Origin of the sequence: Mesorhizobium sp. L48C026A00, from assembly GCF_000502375.1 — a bacterium.
GTDB classification, from domain to species: domain Bacteria; phylum Pseudomonadota; class Alphaproteobacteria; order Rhizobiales; family Rhizobiaceae; genus Mesorhizobium; species Mesorhizobium muleiense.
The window spans coordinates 253,247-270,386 of sequence record NZ_AYWU01000006.1; the positions used below are offsets into that span (position 1 = coordinate 253,247).

Consider the following 17,140-nt stretch of genomic DNA (forward strand, 5'->3'; position numbering starts at 1 on the left):
CATGGCAGATATCAGAAACAATTTCGTCGGCATCAAATCACCGAATCCGTTCTGGCTGGCCTCGGCGCCGCCGACCGACAAGGCCTACAACGTCATCCGCGCCTTCAGGGCGGGCTGGGGCGGCGTTGTCTGGAAGACGCTCGGCGAAGAGGGGCCGCCGGTGGTCAATGTCAACGGCCCGCGCTATGGCGCGATCTGGGGCGCCGATCGCCGCCTGCTCGGCTTGAACAACATCGAACTGATCACCGACCGCGACTTGCAGACCAATCTGCGCGAGATCAAGCAGGTCAAGATGGACTGGCCCGACCGCGCCATCGTCGTCTCGCTGATGGTGCCTTGCGAGGAGCATGCGTGGAAGGCGATCCTGCCGGTGGTCGAGGAGACCGGGGCCGATGGCATCGAGCTCAATTTCGGCTGCCCGCACGGCATGTCGGAACGCGGCATGGGTGCCGCCGTCGGCCAGGTGCCGGAATACATCGAAATGGTAGTGCGCTGGTGCAAGGCCAACACCCGTATGCCTGTCATCACCAAGCTGACGCCGAACATCACCGATATACGCAAGCCGGCGCGTGCCGCCCTTGCCGGCGGCACCGACGCGGTGTCGCTGATCAACACCATCAATTCGATCACCGGCGTCAATCTCGACAGTTTCGCACCGGAGCCGACGATCGACGGCAAGGGTTCGCATGGCGGCTATTGCGGCCCGGCGGTGAAGCCGATCGCCATGAACATGGTCGCCGAGATCGCCCGCGATCCGGAAACGCACGGCCTGCCGATCTCAGGCATCGGCGGCATCACCACCTGGCGCGACGCTGCCGAATTCATGGCGCTCGGAGCCGGCAATGTGCAGGTGTGCACGGCGGCGATGACTTATGGCTTCAAGATCGTGCAGGAGATGATCGCCGGCCTGGAAAACTGGATGGACGAGAAGGGCCATGCCTCGCTCGACGACATCGTCGGCCGCGCCACGCCCAACGTTACCGACTGGCAATATCTCAACCTCAATTACGTCGCCAAAGCGCATATCGACCAGGAGGCCTGCATCAAATGCGGCCGCTGCCACATCGCCTGCGAGGACACCTCGCACCAGGCGATCACCAGCATGGTTGACGGCGTCAGACGTTTCGAGGTGATCGAGGCCGAATGCGTCGGCTGCAACCTCTGCGTCAATGTCTGTCCTGTCGAGAACTGCATCACCATGGAGCCGCTGGCGGCCGGCGTCATCGACCAGCGCACCGGCAGACCGGTGTCGCCAGTCTACGCCAACTGGACGACGCATCCGAACAATCCGATGGCCAAGGTGGCCGCGGAGTAGTTTCTTCCCGGTCGAAGCGCCAGATCTTTCTCCCCGTCACTATATGGGGAGAAATGCCCGGCAGAGCAATGAGGGGCAGCTCAACCCTTTGAAAAGGAACCGTAGGCCCGGATATTCCTATTGCGGATAAAAATTATCCACGATAAGATATATCTATGAATTGGACTCAGAAAAATGAAGCTGGGCGAGGGCGTTGAAGCGGCCATCCACTGCGCCGCCATGCTTGCCGGCGTGGAAGGCGCGGCGACCATGCCGGGTGCGGCCATGGCGGAAGCGTTCGGCCTGTCGCCGAGCTATCTGCTCAAGCATCTCAACGCGCTGACGGCGTCGGGCATCCTGGAATCGGTGCCCGGGCCATCGGGCGGTTTCCGGCTGGCGCGGCCGGCGGAGCGCATAACGCTGCTCGACATCGTGCTCGCCGTGGAAGGGCGCGAACCGGCCTTCCGTTGCGGCGAAATCCGTCAGCGCGGGCCCGCCAGGCTCGATGCCTCGGCCTATATCAAACCCTGCGGCATCAGCGTCGCGATGCTGAAAGCCGAGCGTGCCTACCGCGTCGCTCTTGCCGAGGCCCGGCTGTCCGACATCGTGGCGGAATACATAAGCGATGCCGATCCCCGTTCAGTCGCCGCCAACTGCGCCTTCGTCGAGCGCCATCAACGACCGCAGAAATCCAGTTCAACCAAGCAAGCGTGAAGGGTGAGAGAATGAAACAGAGGCTGCAATTCTTCGGCGCGGCGCCGGAAATCATGAAAGCGGTATCCGCGCTCAACAAGGCGGTCGACGGATGCGGGCTCGAGGCAAGCCTGCTGCATCTGATCAAGCTGCGGGCGTCGCAGATCAATGGCTGTTCGTACTGCGTCGAGATGCACAGCCGCGAGGCGCGCCGAGATGGCGAGACCGAGCAGCGGCTCTATCTCGTCTCCGCCTGGAAGGAATCGCCGCTGTTTTCCGAGCGCGAACGCGCTGCCTTCGCCTGGACCGACGTGGTGACGAAGATCGCCGACAGCGGCGTGCCGGCTGATCTCTACGCAAGCACGCTCGAACACTTCTCGGAAGAGGAACTGGTCAAGCTGTCCGTCGCGATCGGCATGATCAACACCTGGAACCGGCTCTGCGTGCCCTTCCACGCCATTCATCCGGTAGCGGCGGCCAAGGCTGCCTGAGCGGACGAAACTGGATGCGCAGCCTTCGCCGCGCGTCTCTTTTTGCTTTGGGATCAAGACCATGTTGTTGAATTTTGAGAATGAGATTCTGGTTGCCGCACGCCTGCTGCTTGGCGGCGCCTTTGTCTTTGCCGGCTTGCGCAACATCCAGAATGCAGGCTTCCTGACCCAGCTGATGTCGATGCGAGGCATGCCGCAGGCGCGGCTGATGCTGTGGCTGGGGATCGTCCTGCAAATCGTTTCCGGAGCGCTGGTGATATCAGGTGTCTGGACCGCTGCCGCGGCTCTGTGCCTGGTGCTGTTCCTGATCGTCGCCACGCCGATGTTCCACAATTTCTGGGATCATCAGGGGCCCGAGCGCGCGTCGCGCATCAACGGCTTTGTCGGCAACGTGGCGCTGACTGGAGGATTCCTGGCGCTGGCGGCGCAGCCGCTTTGACGGTTCGGTGGCCGCCTCGCGGAGGCAGCCGCCGCAGCCTCTGGCAAACGGTCTCAACCTGTCAAACCCTATTGCTGAAGCGTCAGCTCTTCGGCTTCAGCCCGTCGATGAACAATTGCTCAAGAAACCTTGCAGCATCCTCGAAGCGGCCGTCGCCGCCGCGGTCGGGGCCGAGCACGGCGCGGACCTGAACGTCGAAATCGGCATAGTGCTGCGTCGTCGCCCAGATCGAGAAGATCAGGTGCCAGGGGTCGGTGGGCGCGATCTTGCCGGCGCGCATCCAGCCCTTGATAACGGCGGCCTTCTCGTCGACCAGCGTCTTCAGCTCGCCTTCCAGCATCGGCATGATGCGCGGCGCGCCCTGCAGGATCTCGTTGGCGAACAGGCGGCTTTCCCTGGGGAAATCGCGCGCCATTTCGAGCTTGCGCCTGACATAGCTGCGCAATTCGGTCAAGGGATCGCCGATGTCGTCGAGTTCGCGCAGCGGCGCCAGCCAGGTGTCCAGAAGCCGCTGCATCAGCGTCTCGTGGATATCCTCCTTGCGGCGGAAATAGTAGAGCAGGTTCGGCTTCGACATGCCGGCGGCTTCGGCGATCTGGTCGATGGTCGAACCGCGAAAGCCGTTGGTTGAGAACACCTCTAGCGCCGCCTCCAGGATCAGCTCGCGCTTTTCCTGCTGGATGCGGGTACGGCGAGGAGCGGGAATTTCCATGTCGGCCGTCACTGCGGCATATCCTGGGTTGGAGAGCGATCTGGACCAATTCTCTGGACCAGTTTTTCTCCGGCCTGTGGAGCGCGCCTCAGCTGCCGCATTTCCGCTAGTAATCCCTTGACCGCCGACAGGGCGGTGCTAACGTTTGTCCAATCGGTCAAAATTTGCGTAGCACGAAAACGCAGCAGAGACCAAGTGTCGGGAAGACCAAGCGTTAGCCGCACCGAAACAGGTTACAAGGGGAAGTCTTGGTCATGTCCAACCGGCTGAAAGTCACGCCGAACGATCTCAGCGCATTCTGGATGCCGTTCACGGCAAACCGGCAGTTCAAACAGGCGCCGCGCATGATGGTGTCCGCCAAGGACATGCATTACACGACGAGCGACGGCCGCACGGTTTTAGACGGCACCGCCGGCCTGTGGTGCGTCAATGCCGGCCACTGCCGGCCGAAGATCACCGAGGCGATCCAGAGCCAGGCCGCCGAGCTCGACTATGCGCCGGCGTTCCAGATGGGTCACCCGATCGTCTTTGAACTGGCGAACCGTTTGGTCGACCTGGCGCCTGAGGGCATGGACCACGTGTTCTTCACCAATTCCGGATCGGAATCGGTCGAGACCGCGTTGAAGATGGCGATCGCCTATCACCGCGCCAGAGGCGAGGGCTCGCGCACCCGCCTGATTGGCCGCGAGCGCGGCTATCACGGCGTCAATTTCGGCGGCATCTCGGTCGGCGGCATCGTCACCAACCGCAAGATGTTCGGCACGCTGCTCGGCGGCGTCGACCACATGCCGCACACCCACCTGCCGGAGAAGAATTCGTTCACCAAGGGCGTGCCCGAGCATGGCGCGGAATTGGCCAACGAGTTGGAGCGCATCGTCGCGCTGCACGACGCCTCGACCATCGCGGCGGTCATCGTCGAGCCGGTGGCGGGTTCCACCGGCGTCATCCTGCCGCCGAAGGGCTATCTCGAGAGGCTGCGCGAGATTTGCACCAAGCACGGCATCCTTTTGATCTTCGACGAGGTCATCACCGGCTTCGGCCGTCTCGGCACGCCGTTTGCCGCCGATTATTTCGGCGTCACGCCCGATATCATGACCACCGCCAAGGGCGTCTCCAACGGCGTCATTCCGATGGGCGCGGTGTTCGTCAAGAAGGAAATCCACGACGCCTTCATGACCGGCCCCGAGCATATGATCGAGTTCTTCCACGGCTACACCTATTCGGGCAATCCGATCGCCTGTGCGGCGGCGCTGGGCACGCTCGACACCTATAAGGAAGAGGGCCTGCTGACCCGCGGCCAGGAACTGGCGCCGTATTGGGAAGACGCGCTGCATTCGCTGAAGGGCGAGCCGAACGTCATCGACATCAGAAACATCGGCCTGATCGGCGCAATCGAGCTGGCGCCCATCCCCGGCAGTCCGACCAAGCGTGCCTTCTCGGCTTTTGTGAAAGCGTTCGAGCGCGGCGCGCTGATCCGCACCACCGGCGACATCATCGCGCTGTCGCCGCCGCTGATCATCACCAAGGGCCAGATCAACGAATTGATCGACCATGTGCGTGAAGTACTGAGGGCGGTGGATTGAGAAACGCGGCGCAGCTTTCCCTCCCCCTTGAGGGGAGGGTGGCCGCGAAGCGGTCGGGTGGGGTCGGTGGCGACGCGCGCCAACCTGATCTCTTGCTGCGAGGACGCTTCTGATGCCCCGTACCCGCGTGAGCTTCGAAATGCGTCAAAAGGCGCGCGCGCTTCGAGTTCACGCGACCAAAGGCGAATCCCTGCTTTGGTATGAACTGCGCGAGCTGAAATCGGCCGGCATCAAGTTCCGCCGTCAGTGCCCAATCGGGCCTTACATCGTCGACTTTGCTTGCCTCGCGGTAAAGCTGGTCGTGGAAGTCGATGGCGATCTGCACGAGCAGGAACGAGGCAAGCGGCACGATGCTGTCCGTGATGCCTATTTGCGATCGCTCGGGTTCGATGTCTTCCGCGTTGATGAGCCTGATGTCATAAACAGTGCATGGCATGTTGCGCAGGTGGTGAAGGAGAAGGTCGCGCGCATGTTCGGCGACCCCACCCGACCGCTTCGCGGCCACCCTCCCCTCAAGGGGGAGGGGGACGCCGGCGCGCTTCGCCGCAATCGATGAGGTTTTAGAAAATGGCCGCTCCGGGCGAGAATCTGCGAATCAATTCAGACCGTTTGTGGGATTCCATAATGGAGATGGCGAAGATCGGCCCCGGGGTTGCCGGCGGCAACAATCGCCAGACTTTGACCGACGCGGACGGCGAGGGGCGGCAGCTGTTCAAGCGCTGGTGCGAGGCGGCGGGACTTGAAATGGGCCTCGACGAGATGGGCACGATGTTTGCCCGCCGCGAGGGCACCGAGCCCGATCTGCCGCCGGTCTATGTCGGCAGCCATCTCGACACCCAGCCGACCGGCGGCAAGTATGACGGCGTGCTTGGCGTGCTCGGCGGCCTGGAGATCGTCCGCTCGCTCAACGAACTCGGCATCAAGACAAAACATCCGATCGTCGTCACCAACTGGACCAACGAGGAAGGCGCGCGCTTTGCGCCGGCGATGATGGCATCCGGGGTTTTCGCCGGCGTCCTCGACCAGGCCGACGTCTACGAGCATGTCGACAAGGACGGCAAGAAGTTCGGCGAGGAGCTCGAACGCATCGGCTGGAAAGGCAGCGAGAAAGTCGGTGAGCGCAAGATCCACGCCTTCTTCGAGCTGCATATCGAACAGGGCCCGATCCTCGAGGACGAGGGCATCGACATCGGCGTCGTCACCCATGGCCAGGGATTGAAATGGCTGCAGGTGACGCTGACCGGCAAGGAGGCGCATACCGGCTCGACGCCGATGCCCAAGCGCCGCAATGCCGGGCTCGGCATGGCGCGGGTGATCGAACTGGTGCACGAGATCGCCATGGACTATCAGCCCGACGCCGTCGGCGCGGTCGGCCACATGGAGGTCTATCCGAACTCGCGCAACATCATCGCCGGCCGCACCATGTTCACCATCGACATCCGCTCGCCGGAAAAGGAAGTGCTCGACGCCATGGACGGGCGCATCCGCGAAGGCATCGACACGATCTGCGAAGCGCTCGACATCCAATATCAAATCGACCAGGTCGGCCATTTCGATCCGGTGACGTTCGATCCGGGCTGCGTCAAGGCAGTGCGGGATGCGGCCGAGCGCTTGGGTTATACGCATCGCAACATCGTCTCCGGCGCCGGCCACGACGCCTGCTGGATCAACCGCGTCGCGCCGACGGCAATGGTGATGTGCCCCTGCGTCGACGGGCTCAGCCACAACGAGGCCGAGGAAATCACCAAGGAATGGGCGGCGGCCGGCGCCGATGTGCTGTTCCACGCGGTGGTGGAGACAGCTGTCATCGTGGGGTGAGCTAGAAACCAGGATTCCGAACGTCGCTCACCAAGAAGCGCGAGAAAAACAAGGGAACAAAAAAATGTCCAAAGTCATCAAGAACGGCACCATCGTCACCGCCGATCGAAGCTGGAAGGCCGACGTGCTGTTCAAGCACGGCAAGATCATCGCCATCGGGCCGGACCTGCATGGCGACCACGAGTTCGACGCCAGCGGCTGCTATGTGATGCCGGGCGGCATCGATCCGCACACCCATCTCGAAATGCCGTTCATGGGCACCTATTCGGCCGACGATTTCGAGAGCGGCACCCGCGCCGCGCTTGCCGGCGGCACCACCATGGTTGTCGATTTCTGTCTGCCGGCGCCGCAGCAGTCGCTGCTCGAGGCCCTGCAGATGTGGGACAACAAGACCTCGAAAGCGTCTTGCGACTATTCTTTCCACATGGCGATCACCTGGTGGGGCAAGCAGGTGTTCGACGAGATGGCCACCGTCGTCGACAAGGGCATCACCTCGTTCAAGCACTTCATGGCCTACAAGGGCGCGCTGATGGTCGACGACGACGAGATGTATTCGTCGTTCCAGCGCTGCGCCGACCTTGGCGCGCTGCCGCTGGTCCATGCCGAGAATGGCGACGTGGTCGCCGCACTGTCGCAGAAGCTGCTGGCCGCCGGCAACAACGGCCCCGAAGGGCACGCTTACTCGCGGCCGCCGGAAGTGGAAGGCGAGGCGACCAACCGCGCCATCATGATCGCCGACATGGCCGGCGTGCCGCTCTATGTCGTGCATGTCTCCTGCGAGCAGGCGCACGAAGCCATTCGCCGGGCGCGGCAGAAGGGCATGCGGGTGTTCGGCGAGCCGCTGATCCAGCATCTGACGCTCGACGAGAGCGAATATTTCAACAAGGACTGGGACCATGCGGCGCGCCGCGTCATGAGCCCGCCGTTCCGCAACAAATTGCACCAGGATTCGCTGTGGGCCGGCCTGCAGGCCGGATCGCTGCAAGTTGTGGCGACCGACCATTGCGCCTTCACCACCAGTCAGAAGCGCAACGGGGTCGGCGATTTCACCAAGATCCCGAACGGCACCGGCGGGCTCGAGGACCGCTTGCCGGTGCTGTGGACCAGCGGGGTCAATACCGGCCGGCTGACGATGAACGAGTTCGTCGCGGTGACCTCGACCAACATCGCCAAGATCCTCAACATGTATCCGAGGAAGGGCGCCATCGTCGAAGGCGCCGATGCCGACATCGTCGTCTGGGACCCGAAGCTCAAGAAGACGATCACTTCCAAGAAGCAGCAGTCGGTGATCGACTACAACGTCTTCGAAGGTTTTGAGGTGACAGGCCTGCCACGCTTCGTCTTTTCGCGCGGCGAATTGTCGATCCAGGAGAACGAGGTCAAGGCGAAGCCCGGCCATGGCGAATTCGTCGCTCGCGAGCCGAATGCCGCGGTCAATCGGGCGCTGTCGACCTGGAAGGAAATTTCCGCGCCGCGCAAGGTGGAACGATCAGGCATTCCGGCGACCGGGGTGTGAGCTTGCGCGGGTTTGTCGAAGTCGGCGCCGCCCCTCAGGGGCAGCGCAAACCTGAAGCGATTGCACTGAAGCCAGCCTCAGGCGACCAGCCCATCCAGTTGCGGCAGCAGCACGACGCTTTCCTGTTCGTTGGGATCGGTGCGGGCGATGACCGCCGAGGCCGGGCTGTCGCTCAGATTGGCCGGCAGATGCGGCACGCCGGCGGGAATGTAGAAGAGGTCGCCGGCCTTGGCCACGGTCTGCTGCTCGAGCCGGTCGCCATACCAGGTATGGACCTCGCCGGAGAGCACATAGATCGCCGTCTCATGGCTTTCGTGCATATGCGCCTTGGCGCGGGCACCGGGCGGCATGGTGAGCAGGTGCATGCAGATGCCGGTAGAGCCGACCGTCTCGGCGGCGATGCCGGTGAAATAACTCAGTCCCTGCTTGCCTTCATAAGAGCCTTCGGGGCGGATAAGATGGCAGGTGGGTTTGGACAACATCGGGCAAACTCTCGATCGAGTGGGACAAGATAAGTGGAAAGCAGCATTTTGGCAAAAGCAACGGGAGTGCGGCCGGCGCGGCGGCGGCGCGAAAAGCCAGGCTGCGGCCTATGACCGGACAGTCGCCAGCCGTCGTTTCGGCAAGCAAGCTCGGCCTGACCTTCCAGACCAGTGACGGTCCGGTGCAGGCGCTGTCGAATGTCGACCTGACCATCGGCAAGGGCGAATTCGTCTCCTTCATCGGGCCGTCCGGTTGTGGCAAGACGACCTTGCTGCGGGTCATCGCCGATCTAGAAAAACCGACATCGGGAAGCATCGCCGTCAACGGCATGACGCCCGAGCAGGCGCGCCAGAGCCGCGCCTACGGCTATGTCTTCCAGGCGGCAGCACTTTATCCGTGGCGCACGATCGAGCGCAATGTGGCGCTGCCGCTGGAGATCATGGGCCTGTCGAAGGCAGAGCAGGCGGCGCGCATCAAGCGCACGCTCGATCTCGTCAATCTGGCCGGCTTCGAGCAGAAATACCCGTGGCAGCTTTCCGGCGGCATGCAGCAGCGTGCCTCGATCGCGCGGGCGCTGGCCTTCGATGCCGATCTTCTGTTGATGGACGAGCCGTTCGGCGCGCTGGACGAGATCGTGCGCGACCACCTCAACGAACAGCTGCTGGAGCTTTGGGATCGGACCAACAAGACCATCTGCTTCGTCACCCATTCCATTCCCGAGGCGGTCTACCTGTCGACGCGGATCATAGTCATGTCGCCGCGCCCGGGCCGCGTCAGCGATGTCATCGAATCGACGCTGCCGAAAAAGCGGCCGCTCGACATTCGCGAGACGCCGGAGTTTTTGGCGATCGCGGCGCGGGTGCGTGACGGGCTCAGGGCAGGGCACAGCTATGAGGATTGAGCGGGATGGGCTCTCTCCTCTCCCCGACGGTGCCAGCGGGCCCACCCATGGTTTCGTCGTCCTAGGGCGGAGCCGCCGCGAAGCGGCGTTCATCGAGAGCACGGCCAACCACGCCTTCGTCATCCTAGGGCGAAGCAAGGAGCGAAGCGACGCGGCGCAGACCCTAGGATCCATGCCGTTACNCGCCTTCGTCATCCTAGGGCGAAGCAAGGAGCGAAGCGACGCGGCGCAGACCCTAGGATCCATGCCGTTACCTCCCCGCTCCGCAACGGTGCGGAACATCGCTCCCTGTCTTGAGGGAACGTCGGCTGCGGTGGCTTGGTTGGCGGATATTCTGGACCGCTTGGGCCATTCGGCCGAAGTCACGGAATGGATCCTAGGGTCTACGCCCGCCGCTTCGCGGCGGCTTCGCCCTAGGATGACGAAAGCGCGTCACGCAGAGCGTGTGCCGTCTGGCGAGGGCCGCTAGATGGACTCCTTTCGCGACAAGATCGTTCCGGTGACCTCGATCCTCGCAGGCGTGGTGGTCGTCTGGTATGTTTTCGCCGTCATCCTCAACGCGCCGTTCCAGCGCGATCTCGACCGCCGTGCCGGCGAGACACCGGGGATCGTGGAGTTCATCGGCAAGACGATGGCGCAGCCGAAGCCGACGCTGCCGGCGCCGCATCAGGTGGCGGTGAATTTCTTCGAGAACACGTTTCTGCGCAAGGTCACCAGCAATCGCAGCCTTGTCTACAATGCCTGGGTGACGCTGTCCTCGACGCTGCTCGGCTTCGCTTTCGGCACGGCGCTCGGCATCCTGATTGCCGTCGGCATCGTCCATGTGGCGACGCTCGACCGCAGCCTGATGCCGTGGATCATCGCCTCGCAGACCATTCCGATCCTGGCGGTGGCGCCGATGATCATCGTCGTGCTGGCGGCGATCGGCGTTACCGGCCTGATCCCGAAGGCGCTGATCTCGACCTATCTGTCGTTCTTCCCGGTGGCGGTCGGCATGGTCAAGGGGCTGCGTTCGCCCGAACTCACCCATCTCGACCTGATGCACACCTACAATGCCAGCCCCTCGCAGACCTTCTGGAAGTTGCGGGTGCCGGCATCGGTGCCGTTCCTGTTCACCTCGATGAAGGTGGCGGTCGCCGCCAGCCTGGTCGGCGCCATCGTCGGTGAGTTGCCGACCGGTGCCGTCGCCGGCATCGGCGCCAAGCTGCTCGCCGGCGCCTATTACAGTCAGACCATCGACATCTGGTCGGCGCTGGTGGCCGGCTCGGTGGTGGCGGCCTTGCTGGTGATGGTGGTCGGCATTGCCGGGCGCCTCGTCGACCGCGCCATGGGCGGGAGGCCGGCATGAGTTCCCTCCTGAGCCTTTCGTCGATCACCCCCCGCTCGTGGCAAGGGTATGCCGCGCTTGTCCTTCTTGCCGGCGCGCTGCTTCTTTGGCCGCTTGTCGATGCGGCGCCCGGCTACGGTGTCGGTACCGCGGCTTTGATTTTCTTGTTGCTGCTCCTGGCAATTGGGGCCGATAATTTCCCGCCGGCAATTGGGGTGGTGTTGCTCTTCCTTGGCGCGCATGGCGCAGCGTGGCTGTTGCTCGCCGGCATAACCGACAATGAGGGCACCGCCCGCGCGTCGTTCTATCTGCTGCTCGCCGCGGCATGGCTTCTGGCCTGGCGCTGCGTGACGGTGCTGTCCGCGCTTCGCCCGGCCTCGCGCTGGGCTGCGACCGCTTTGAGGCTGATCATTCCGGCGATCTTCGGCGCCTGGATCCTGATCATCTGGGAGGCGGTGACGCGCGGCGCCGGCATTCCCTTCATCCTGCTGCCGCCGCCAAGCGCGATCGGCGTGCGCATCGCCAATTCGCTGCCGGTGCTGGCCGCCGACGTGCGGCAGACCATCTTCAAGGCGGTGATCTTCGGCTACGTCGTTGGCAGCGGCGCCGGCTTCCTTGCCGCCATCGCGGCCGACCGCGTGCCGTTCCTGCGCCGCGGGCTTTTGCCGATCGGCAATATGGTCTCGGCGCTGCCGATCATCGGCGTGGCGCCGATCATGGTCATGTGGTTCGGCTTCGATTGGCAGTCGAAGGCCGCCGTCGTCATCATCATGACCTTCTTCCCGATGCTGGTGAACACGGTCGCCGGGCTTGCCGCCTCCGGCCATATGGAACGCGACCTGATGCGCACCTATGCGTCGAGCTACTGGCAGACGCTGTTCAAGCTGCGGCTGCCGGCGGCAGCCCCCTTCATCTTCAACGCGCTGAAGATCAATTCGACGCTGGCACTGATCGGCGCCATCGTCGCGGAGTTCTTCGGCACGCCGGTGGTCGGCATGGGATTCCGGATTTCGACCGAAGTCGGACGGATGAATATCGACATGGTCTGGGCCGAAATCGCAGTTGCAGCACTTGCGGGTTCGGTCTTTTATGGCGTGGTCGCTCTTTTCGAGAGAGCAGTCACGTTTTGGCATCCCTCCGTCCGTGGTGGATAGGGCGGTGGCGGGTTTGGAATCAGGGTTGGATTGAAGGTCCTGGTCCTAAAAGGGTAAACACTTAACTCCAGAGGGTAAAAGCATGAAAAGACTTGTTGTTTCGATGCTGGCCGGCGCGATGTCGCTTGCCGCGTTCCAGGCGATGGCCGCAGACAAGGTGACGCTGCAGCTGAAATGGGTCACGCAGGCCCAGTTCGCCGGCTACTACGTCGCCAAGGACAAGGGTTTTTATGAGGCCGAGGGCCTCGACGTCGAGATCAAGCCGGGCGGCCCCGATATCGCGCCCGAGCAGGTGATCGCCGGCGGCGGCGCCGACGTCATCGTCGACTGGATGGGCGGCGCGCTGGCAGCACGCGAAAAGGGCGTGCCGCTGGTCAATATCGCCCAGCCGTTCAAGAAGGCCGGCATGCAGCTGGTCTGCCCGAAGGACGGCCCGGTCAAGACCGAAGCCGACTTCAAGGGCCATACGCTCGGCGTCTGGTTCTTCGGCAACGAGTATCCGTTCTACGCCTGGATGAACAAGCTCGGCTTGAAGACCGACGGCGGCCCGGATGGCGTCACCGTGCTGAAGCAGAGTTTCGACGTGCAGCCGCTGATCCAGAAGCAGGCGGATTGTATTTCGGTCATGACCTACAACGAATACTGGCAGCTCATCGATGCCGGCTACAAGCCGGAAGAGTTGATCGTGTTCAACTACTCGGCCATGGGCAACGACCTGCTTGAGGACGGTCTCTACGCCTTGGAGGACAAGCTCAAGGATCCGGCCTTCGAGGACAAGATGGTGCGTTTCGTGCGCGCCTCGATGAAGGGCTGGAAATACGCCGTCGACAATTCCGACGAGGCGGCCGGCATCGTCATGGACAATGGCGGCCAGGACGAGAACCACCAGAAGCGCATGATGGGCGAAGTCGCCAAGCTGATCGACAATGCCGACGGCAAGCTCGACCCGGCGACCTACGCGCGCACCGCCAAGGCGCTGCTCGACCAGAAGATCATCACCAAGGAGCCGACCGGCGCCTACACGACCGCCATCACCGACAAGGCCATCAAGTAAAGGGCCATCAACCGGGGCCTCTGGGGCCCGCAATTCGAAAAAAAGGGGACGGGCGACCGCCCCCTTTTTTGGCATGTAAAATAGCCGTTACCGGTGGAAACATCCGCTCGCCACGACCGTTGTTCCAGTGCATCCTGCTTCAGCGGATGTCATCGCCACAACGGAGAATTCCATGCGCATGCAATCCTTCTCGCCGATGCTTTCGGCGCTCGCCGTTTCGGCTCCCTTCCTGTGCGCTTCACCGGCCTTGGCCGACATGATGAAGATGAAGGCGACGCTCGATGGCGCTCAGCAGAATCCAGCCGTCACCACGGAGGGCAAAGGCGAGGCCACTCTCGGCTTCAACACCGACACGAAACAGCTCACCTGGAACGTGATGTTTTCAGGTCTCAGTGGACCGGCGACGGCCGGACATATTCACGGTCCGGCAGCAAAGGGTGAAAATGCCGACGTCGTCGTCCCGTTCAAGGGCGCTCCGAAAAGCCTGTTCAAGGGGGCGGCGATCCTGACCGACGCGCAGGCTGCCGACCTGATGGCCGGCAAATATTATATCAACCTTCATACGGAGGCCCACAAGGACGGCGAGATCCGCGGGCAGATCGAGAAGGCGGCGACGATGTAGCGCAACGTCGGCCCGGCGAAGCGCTGCACTAGCCTGTCGAAGTTTGCGGGACAGCGCCGCGAAGAAATTCGGCCTATGCCTCTGCCGCTCAGGTCCTGTCCCGTATCTGGGTCATCGTCCGGGTCGGCGTGATCGCCTCGGGGTCGAGCCTGATCTCGACGATCGACGGCTTGCCGCTGGCGCGGGCGCGTTCGAAGGCCGGCGCGAAGTCGGCCGTCTTCTCGACGATTTCGCCATGGCCGCCATAGGCGCGGGCGAGCGCTGCGAAGTCGGGATTCTTCAGGTCGGTGGCGACGACGCGACCGGGATATTCGCGCTCCTGGTGCATGCGGATGGTCCCGTAGATGCCATTGTTGACGACGACGACGATGATCGGCAGATCGTACTGCACGGCGGTGGCGAATTCCTGGCCGTTCATCAGGAAGCAGCCGTCGCCGGCAAAGGCGATCACATCGCGCTCGGGGAACAGTTCCTTGGCGGCGACCGCTGCCGGCGTGCCGTAGCCCATCGAGCCGGAGGTCGGTGCTGCCTGCGTGGCAAAGCGGCGGGAACGGTGGAAACGGTGCACCCAGGTGGCGTAGTTGCCGGCGCCGTTGGTGAGGATGGCGTCGTCGGGCAGCATTTTTTCGAGATAGTTCATGATCGGCCCCATCTGGACCGGGCCAGGGCCGCTTTCGGGCGGTGTCGACCAGTCGAGATAGGCGGCGTGCAGCTTCGGTGTTTCATCCGCCCAGACCGGCGTGGCGGCCGGCTTTCGCCCGGCAAAGGCCTCGACGAAGGCGGACGGCGAGGCGTTGATCGCCAGTGTCGGCCGATAGACGCGGCCGAGCTCGCCGGCGTCGGCATGGACATGGACCAGAGACTGGTCCGGATAGGGGCTCTTGAGCAGCGTGTAGTCGGAGGACGGCATCTCGCCCATACGGCCGCCGATCAGCAGCACGAGGTCGGCCTGCTTGATGGCGGTCGCCAGCTTCGGGTTGATGCCGATGCCGACATCGCCGGCATAGTTGGGGTGGAGATGATCGAACAGCATCTGGCGGCGGAAGGAACAGCCGACCGGCAGCGACCAGGCTTCGGCGATCGTCCGCATGCGCGCGACGGCCTCCGCATCCCAGCGCGTGCCGCCGAGGATGACGAAGGGGCGCTTTGCCTTGTTGAGAAGCTTTTCCAGAGCATCGAGCTCGGCCTCGCCCGGCCGCGTTTCGACCGGCGTGTGGGGCAGGGCGGCCGGCGCCTCGACAAGGCTGGTCAGCATGTCTTCCGGCAGCGAGATGACGACCGGGCCGGGACGGCCGGATGTCGCCACCGCGAAGGCGCGGGTGACGAATTCGGGAATGCGCGCGGCGTCGTCGATCTCGACCACCCATTTGGCGATGTCGCCGAAGAACCTGACGTAGTCGACCTCTTGAAAAGCCTCGCGCTGCTTGGCGTGGCTGGCGACCTGGCCGATGAACAGGATGACGGGCACCGAATCCTGCATGGCGATGTGAATGCCGGCCGAGGCGTTGGTGGCGCCGGGGCCGCGGGTGACGAAGCAGACGCCCGGTTTGCCGGTCAGGCGGCCATGGCAGTCGGCCATCATCGCGGCACCGCCTTCCTGGCGGCAGACGATGGTGCGGATCGGCGAATCGTGCAGCGCGTCGAGCACCGCAAGGTAGGATTCGCCGGGCACGCAATAGATGCGGTCCGTTCCGTTGGCTTCGAGCGCATCGACAATCAGCTGTCCGCCGGTCTTCATTTTCCTGACCTCTCCAGTTCGGCAAGGATTTCTTCGGTGTGTTCGCCGAGACGCGGCGAGGGCCGTTCATAGACCAGCGGCGTGCCCGACATGACCATCGGCGCGCGCACCGAGGGCAACAGATTGCCATGGCCGTCGTCGAGGTCGAGCCGCATGCCGCGCGCGATGGTCTGCGGGTCGGCGAACATCTCGCCGATCGTGTTGATCGGGCTGGCAGGCACGCCTGCCGCCTCCAGCCTGGCCAGCAGCGGATCGCGATCGAAGGTTTTCAGCGCCTCGATCATATGCTCGCGCAGCGTCGCCCGGTTGGCGACCCGGGCGGGATTGGTGGCGAAATCGGCGTTCGATGGCAGCTTGTCCAACCCGACGGCGGCGCAGAATTTGGCGAACTGGCCGTCATTGCCGATGGCCAGGATGATGTGGCCGTCCTTCACCGGCACCACTTCGTAGGGCGCGATATTCATATGCGCGTTGCCCATCTGCACCGGCGATTTTCCCGAGACCAGATAGTTGAGGTTCTGGTTGCCGAGCGCCGAGATCTGGCTGTCGTAGAGCGCCATGTCGATATGCTGGCCTTCGCCGGTCTTCTCGGCATGGCGAAGTGCGGCCTGGATGGCGATCACCGAATAGAGGCCGGTGAAAATGTCCGAAATGGCGACACCGGCCTTTTGCGGCTCGCGGCCAGCCTCGCCGGTGATCGACATCATGCCGGCCATGCCCTGGATGATGAAGTCATAGCCGGCGCGTGGCGCATAGGGTCCGTCCTGGCCGAAGCCGGTGATGGAGCAATAGATCAGCCGCGGGTTGATATTGCGCAAGCTGTCATGGTCGAGCCCGTATTTCTTCAGCCCGCCGAGCTTGAAGTTCTCGATCAGCACGTCCGATGTCGCGGCCAGTCGGCGCACTGTCTCGGCGCCCTCGGGCGTCGAGAAATCGATGGCGATGGAGCGCTTGCCGCGATTGCAGGAATGGTAGTAGGCGGCCGAAAGGTTTTCGCCGTCATGGCTCATGACGAAGGGCGGACCCCATTTCCGGGTATCGTCGCCGCCATCAGGGCTCTCGACCTTGATCACGTCGGCGCCTAGATCGGCAAGCAATTGCCCCGCCCACGGCCCGGCCAGGATGCGGGCGAGTTCGATTACGCGGATGCCTTTCAGCGGAGGCTCGGTCATGGATCACCGTGATTGATCGAAAGCGCAGGCTCTGGTTTTCTTTTTATGCATGTCCTTATCCCAAAACCGCTGCGCACTTTTGGGCAACATGCACTATCAATCCCGCGTGCCGAAGTCACGGCTCTTGCAATGGGCCAACCGGA

Annotated in this window: 17 protein-coding genes; 13 read left to right on the plus strand and 4 right to left on the minus strand. The window is 63.3% G+C overall.

Translation table 11 applies throughout. From position 1 onward, the window contains the following. The first annotated feature begins 1 nt into the window (after window position 1). From preA to X738_RS55225, 4 genes are all read left to right on the plus strand, one after another. Complete coding sequence (gene preA, locus X738_RS55210; protein ID WP_023798685.1) at window positions 2-1,315, plus strand: NAD-dependent dihydropyrimidine dehydrogenase subunit PreA; 1,314 nt, start codon at window positions 2-4, stop codon at window positions 1,313-1,315. Between the two features lie 174 nt (window positions 1,316-1,489). Then, window positions 1,490-2,008: an RrF2 family transcriptional regulator gene (locus tag X738_RS55215; RefSeq protein WP_023798686.1), complete on the plus strand. Its 519-nt coding sequence runs from the start codon at window positions 1,490-1,492 to the stop codon at window positions 2,006-2,008. 11 nt (window positions 2,009-2,019) lie between these two features. Next, entirely contained in the window at window positions 2,020-2,478 is a 459-nt protein-coding gene (locus X738_RS55220; RefSeq protein WP_023798687.1) for a carboxymuconolactone decarboxylase family protein, read from the plus strand. 61 nt (window positions 2,479-2,539) lie between these two features. Then, on the plus strand, window positions 2,540-2,917 hold the full coding sequence (locus X738_RS55225) for a DoxX family protein (RefSeq protein ID WP_023798688.1): 378 nt from the start codon (window positions 2,540-2,542) through the stop codon (window positions 2,915-2,917). Between the two features lie 82 nt (window positions 2,918-2,999). Here X738_RS55225 and X738_RS55230 read toward each other — a convergent pair whose 3' ends face one another. Next, the gene (locus tag X738_RS55230; RefSeq protein WP_023798689.1) at window positions 3,000-3,629 is read right to left on the minus strand and encodes a TetR family transcriptional regulator C-terminal domain-containing protein; all 630 of its coding nucleotides are present in this window, start codon (window positions 3,627-3,629) and stop codon (window positions 3,000-3,002) included. A 254-nt stretch (window positions 3,630-3,883) separates the two neighbouring features. On the opposite strand from X738_RS55230, the gene X738_RS55235 reads away from it, so the two are divergent. The 4 genes from X738_RS55235 to hydA all read left to right on the plus strand — a co-directional run bounded on the left by X738_RS55235 (window position 3,884) and on the right by hydA (window position 8,546). Next, window positions 3,884-5,212 carry an aspartate aminotransferase family protein gene (locus X738_RS55235; protein WP_023798690.1) on the plus strand — a complete coding sequence of 443 codons (1,329 nt, stop codon included), beginning with the start codon at window positions 3,884-3,886 and terminating at the stop codon, window positions 5,210-5,212. A gap of 112 nt (window positions 5,213-5,324) precedes the next feature. Next, entirely contained in the window at window positions 5,325-5,768 is a 444-nt protein-coding gene (locus tag X738_RS55240; protein ID WP_023798691.1) for an endonuclease domain-containing protein, read from the plus strand. A gap of 11 nt (window positions 5,769-5,779) precedes the next feature. Then, window positions 5,780-7,030 (plus strand): Zn-dependent hydrolase, encoded by a 1,251-nt coding sequence (locus X738_RS55245; protein WP_023798692.1) that lies wholly within the window; start codon window positions 5,780-5,782, stop codon window positions 7,028-7,030. A 64-nt stretch (window positions 7,031-7,094) separates the two neighbouring features. Next, window positions 7,095-8,546 (plus strand): dihydropyrimidinase, encoded by a 1,452-nt coding sequence (hydA, locus tag X738_RS55250; RefSeq protein ID WP_023798693.1) that lies wholly within the window; start codon window positions 7,095-7,097, stop codon window positions 8,544-8,546. A gap of 77 nt (window positions 8,547-8,623) precedes the next feature. Here the strand turns inward: hydA and X738_RS55255 are convergent, their stop codons facing one another. Continuing rightward, complete coding sequence (locus X738_RS55255) at window positions 8,624-9,028, minus strand: cupin domain-containing protein (protein WP_023798694.1); 405 nt, start codon at window positions 9,026-9,028, stop codon at window positions 8,624-8,626. A gap of 110 nt (window positions 9,029-9,138) precedes the next feature. Here X738_RS55255 and X738_RS55260 point away from each other — a divergent pair, with 110 nt between their 5' ends. The 5 genes from X738_RS55260 (at window position 9,139) to X738_RS55285 (ending at window position 14,087) form a co-directional block, all read left to right on the plus strand. Continuing rightward, on the plus strand, window positions 9,139-9,930 hold the full coding sequence (locus X738_RS55260) for an ABC transporter ATP-binding protein (RefSeq protein WP_023798695.1): 792 nt from the start codon (window positions 9,139-9,141) through the stop codon (window positions 9,928-9,930). 469 nt (window positions 9,931-10,399) lie between these two features. Beyond that, window positions 10,400-11,278: an ABC transporter permease gene (locus tag X738_RS55270; protein WP_023798697.1), complete on the plus strand. Its 879-nt coding sequence runs from the start codon at window positions 10,400-10,402 to the stop codon at window positions 11,276-11,278. Further along, entirely contained in the window at window positions 11,275-12,411 is a 1,137-nt protein-coding gene (locus tag X738_RS55275; protein ID WP_031254731.1) for an ABC transporter permease, read from the plus strand. The genes X738_RS55270 and X738_RS55275 overlap by 4 nt, the downstream gene beginning before the upstream one ends. A gap of 82 nt (window positions 12,412-12,493) precedes the next feature. Next, the gene (locus X738_RS55280) at window positions 12,494-13,465 is read left to right on the plus strand and encodes an ABC transporter substrate-binding protein (protein WP_023798699.1); all 972 of its coding nucleotides are present in this window, start codon (window positions 12,494-12,496) and stop codon (window positions 13,463-13,465) included. A 172-nt stretch (window positions 13,466-13,637) separates the two neighbouring features. Then, window positions 13,638-14,087 carry a CHRD domain-containing protein gene (locus X738_RS55285; protein WP_023798700.1) on the plus strand — a complete coding sequence of 150 codons (450 nt, stop codon included), beginning with the start codon at window positions 13,638-13,640 and terminating at the stop codon, window positions 14,085-14,087. An 88-nt stretch (window positions 14,088-14,175) separates the two neighbouring features. Here the strand turns inward: X738_RS55285 and X738_RS55290 are convergent, their stop codons facing one another. Then, window positions 14,176-15,825, minus strand: coding sequence for a thiamine pyrophosphate-binding protein (locus X738_RS55290; RefSeq protein ID WP_023798701.1), 1,650 nt, complete (start codon window positions 15,823-15,825; stop codon window positions 14,176-14,178). Then, complete coding sequence (locus tag X738_RS55295; RefSeq protein WP_023798702.1) at window positions 15,822-16,997, minus strand: CaiB/BaiF CoA transferase family protein; 1,176 nt, start codon at window positions 16,995-16,997, stop codon at window positions 15,822-15,824. Before X738_RS55295 ends, X738_RS55290 begins: the two co-directional genes overlap by 4 nt. Window positions 16,998-17,140 lie beyond the last annotated feature (143 nt).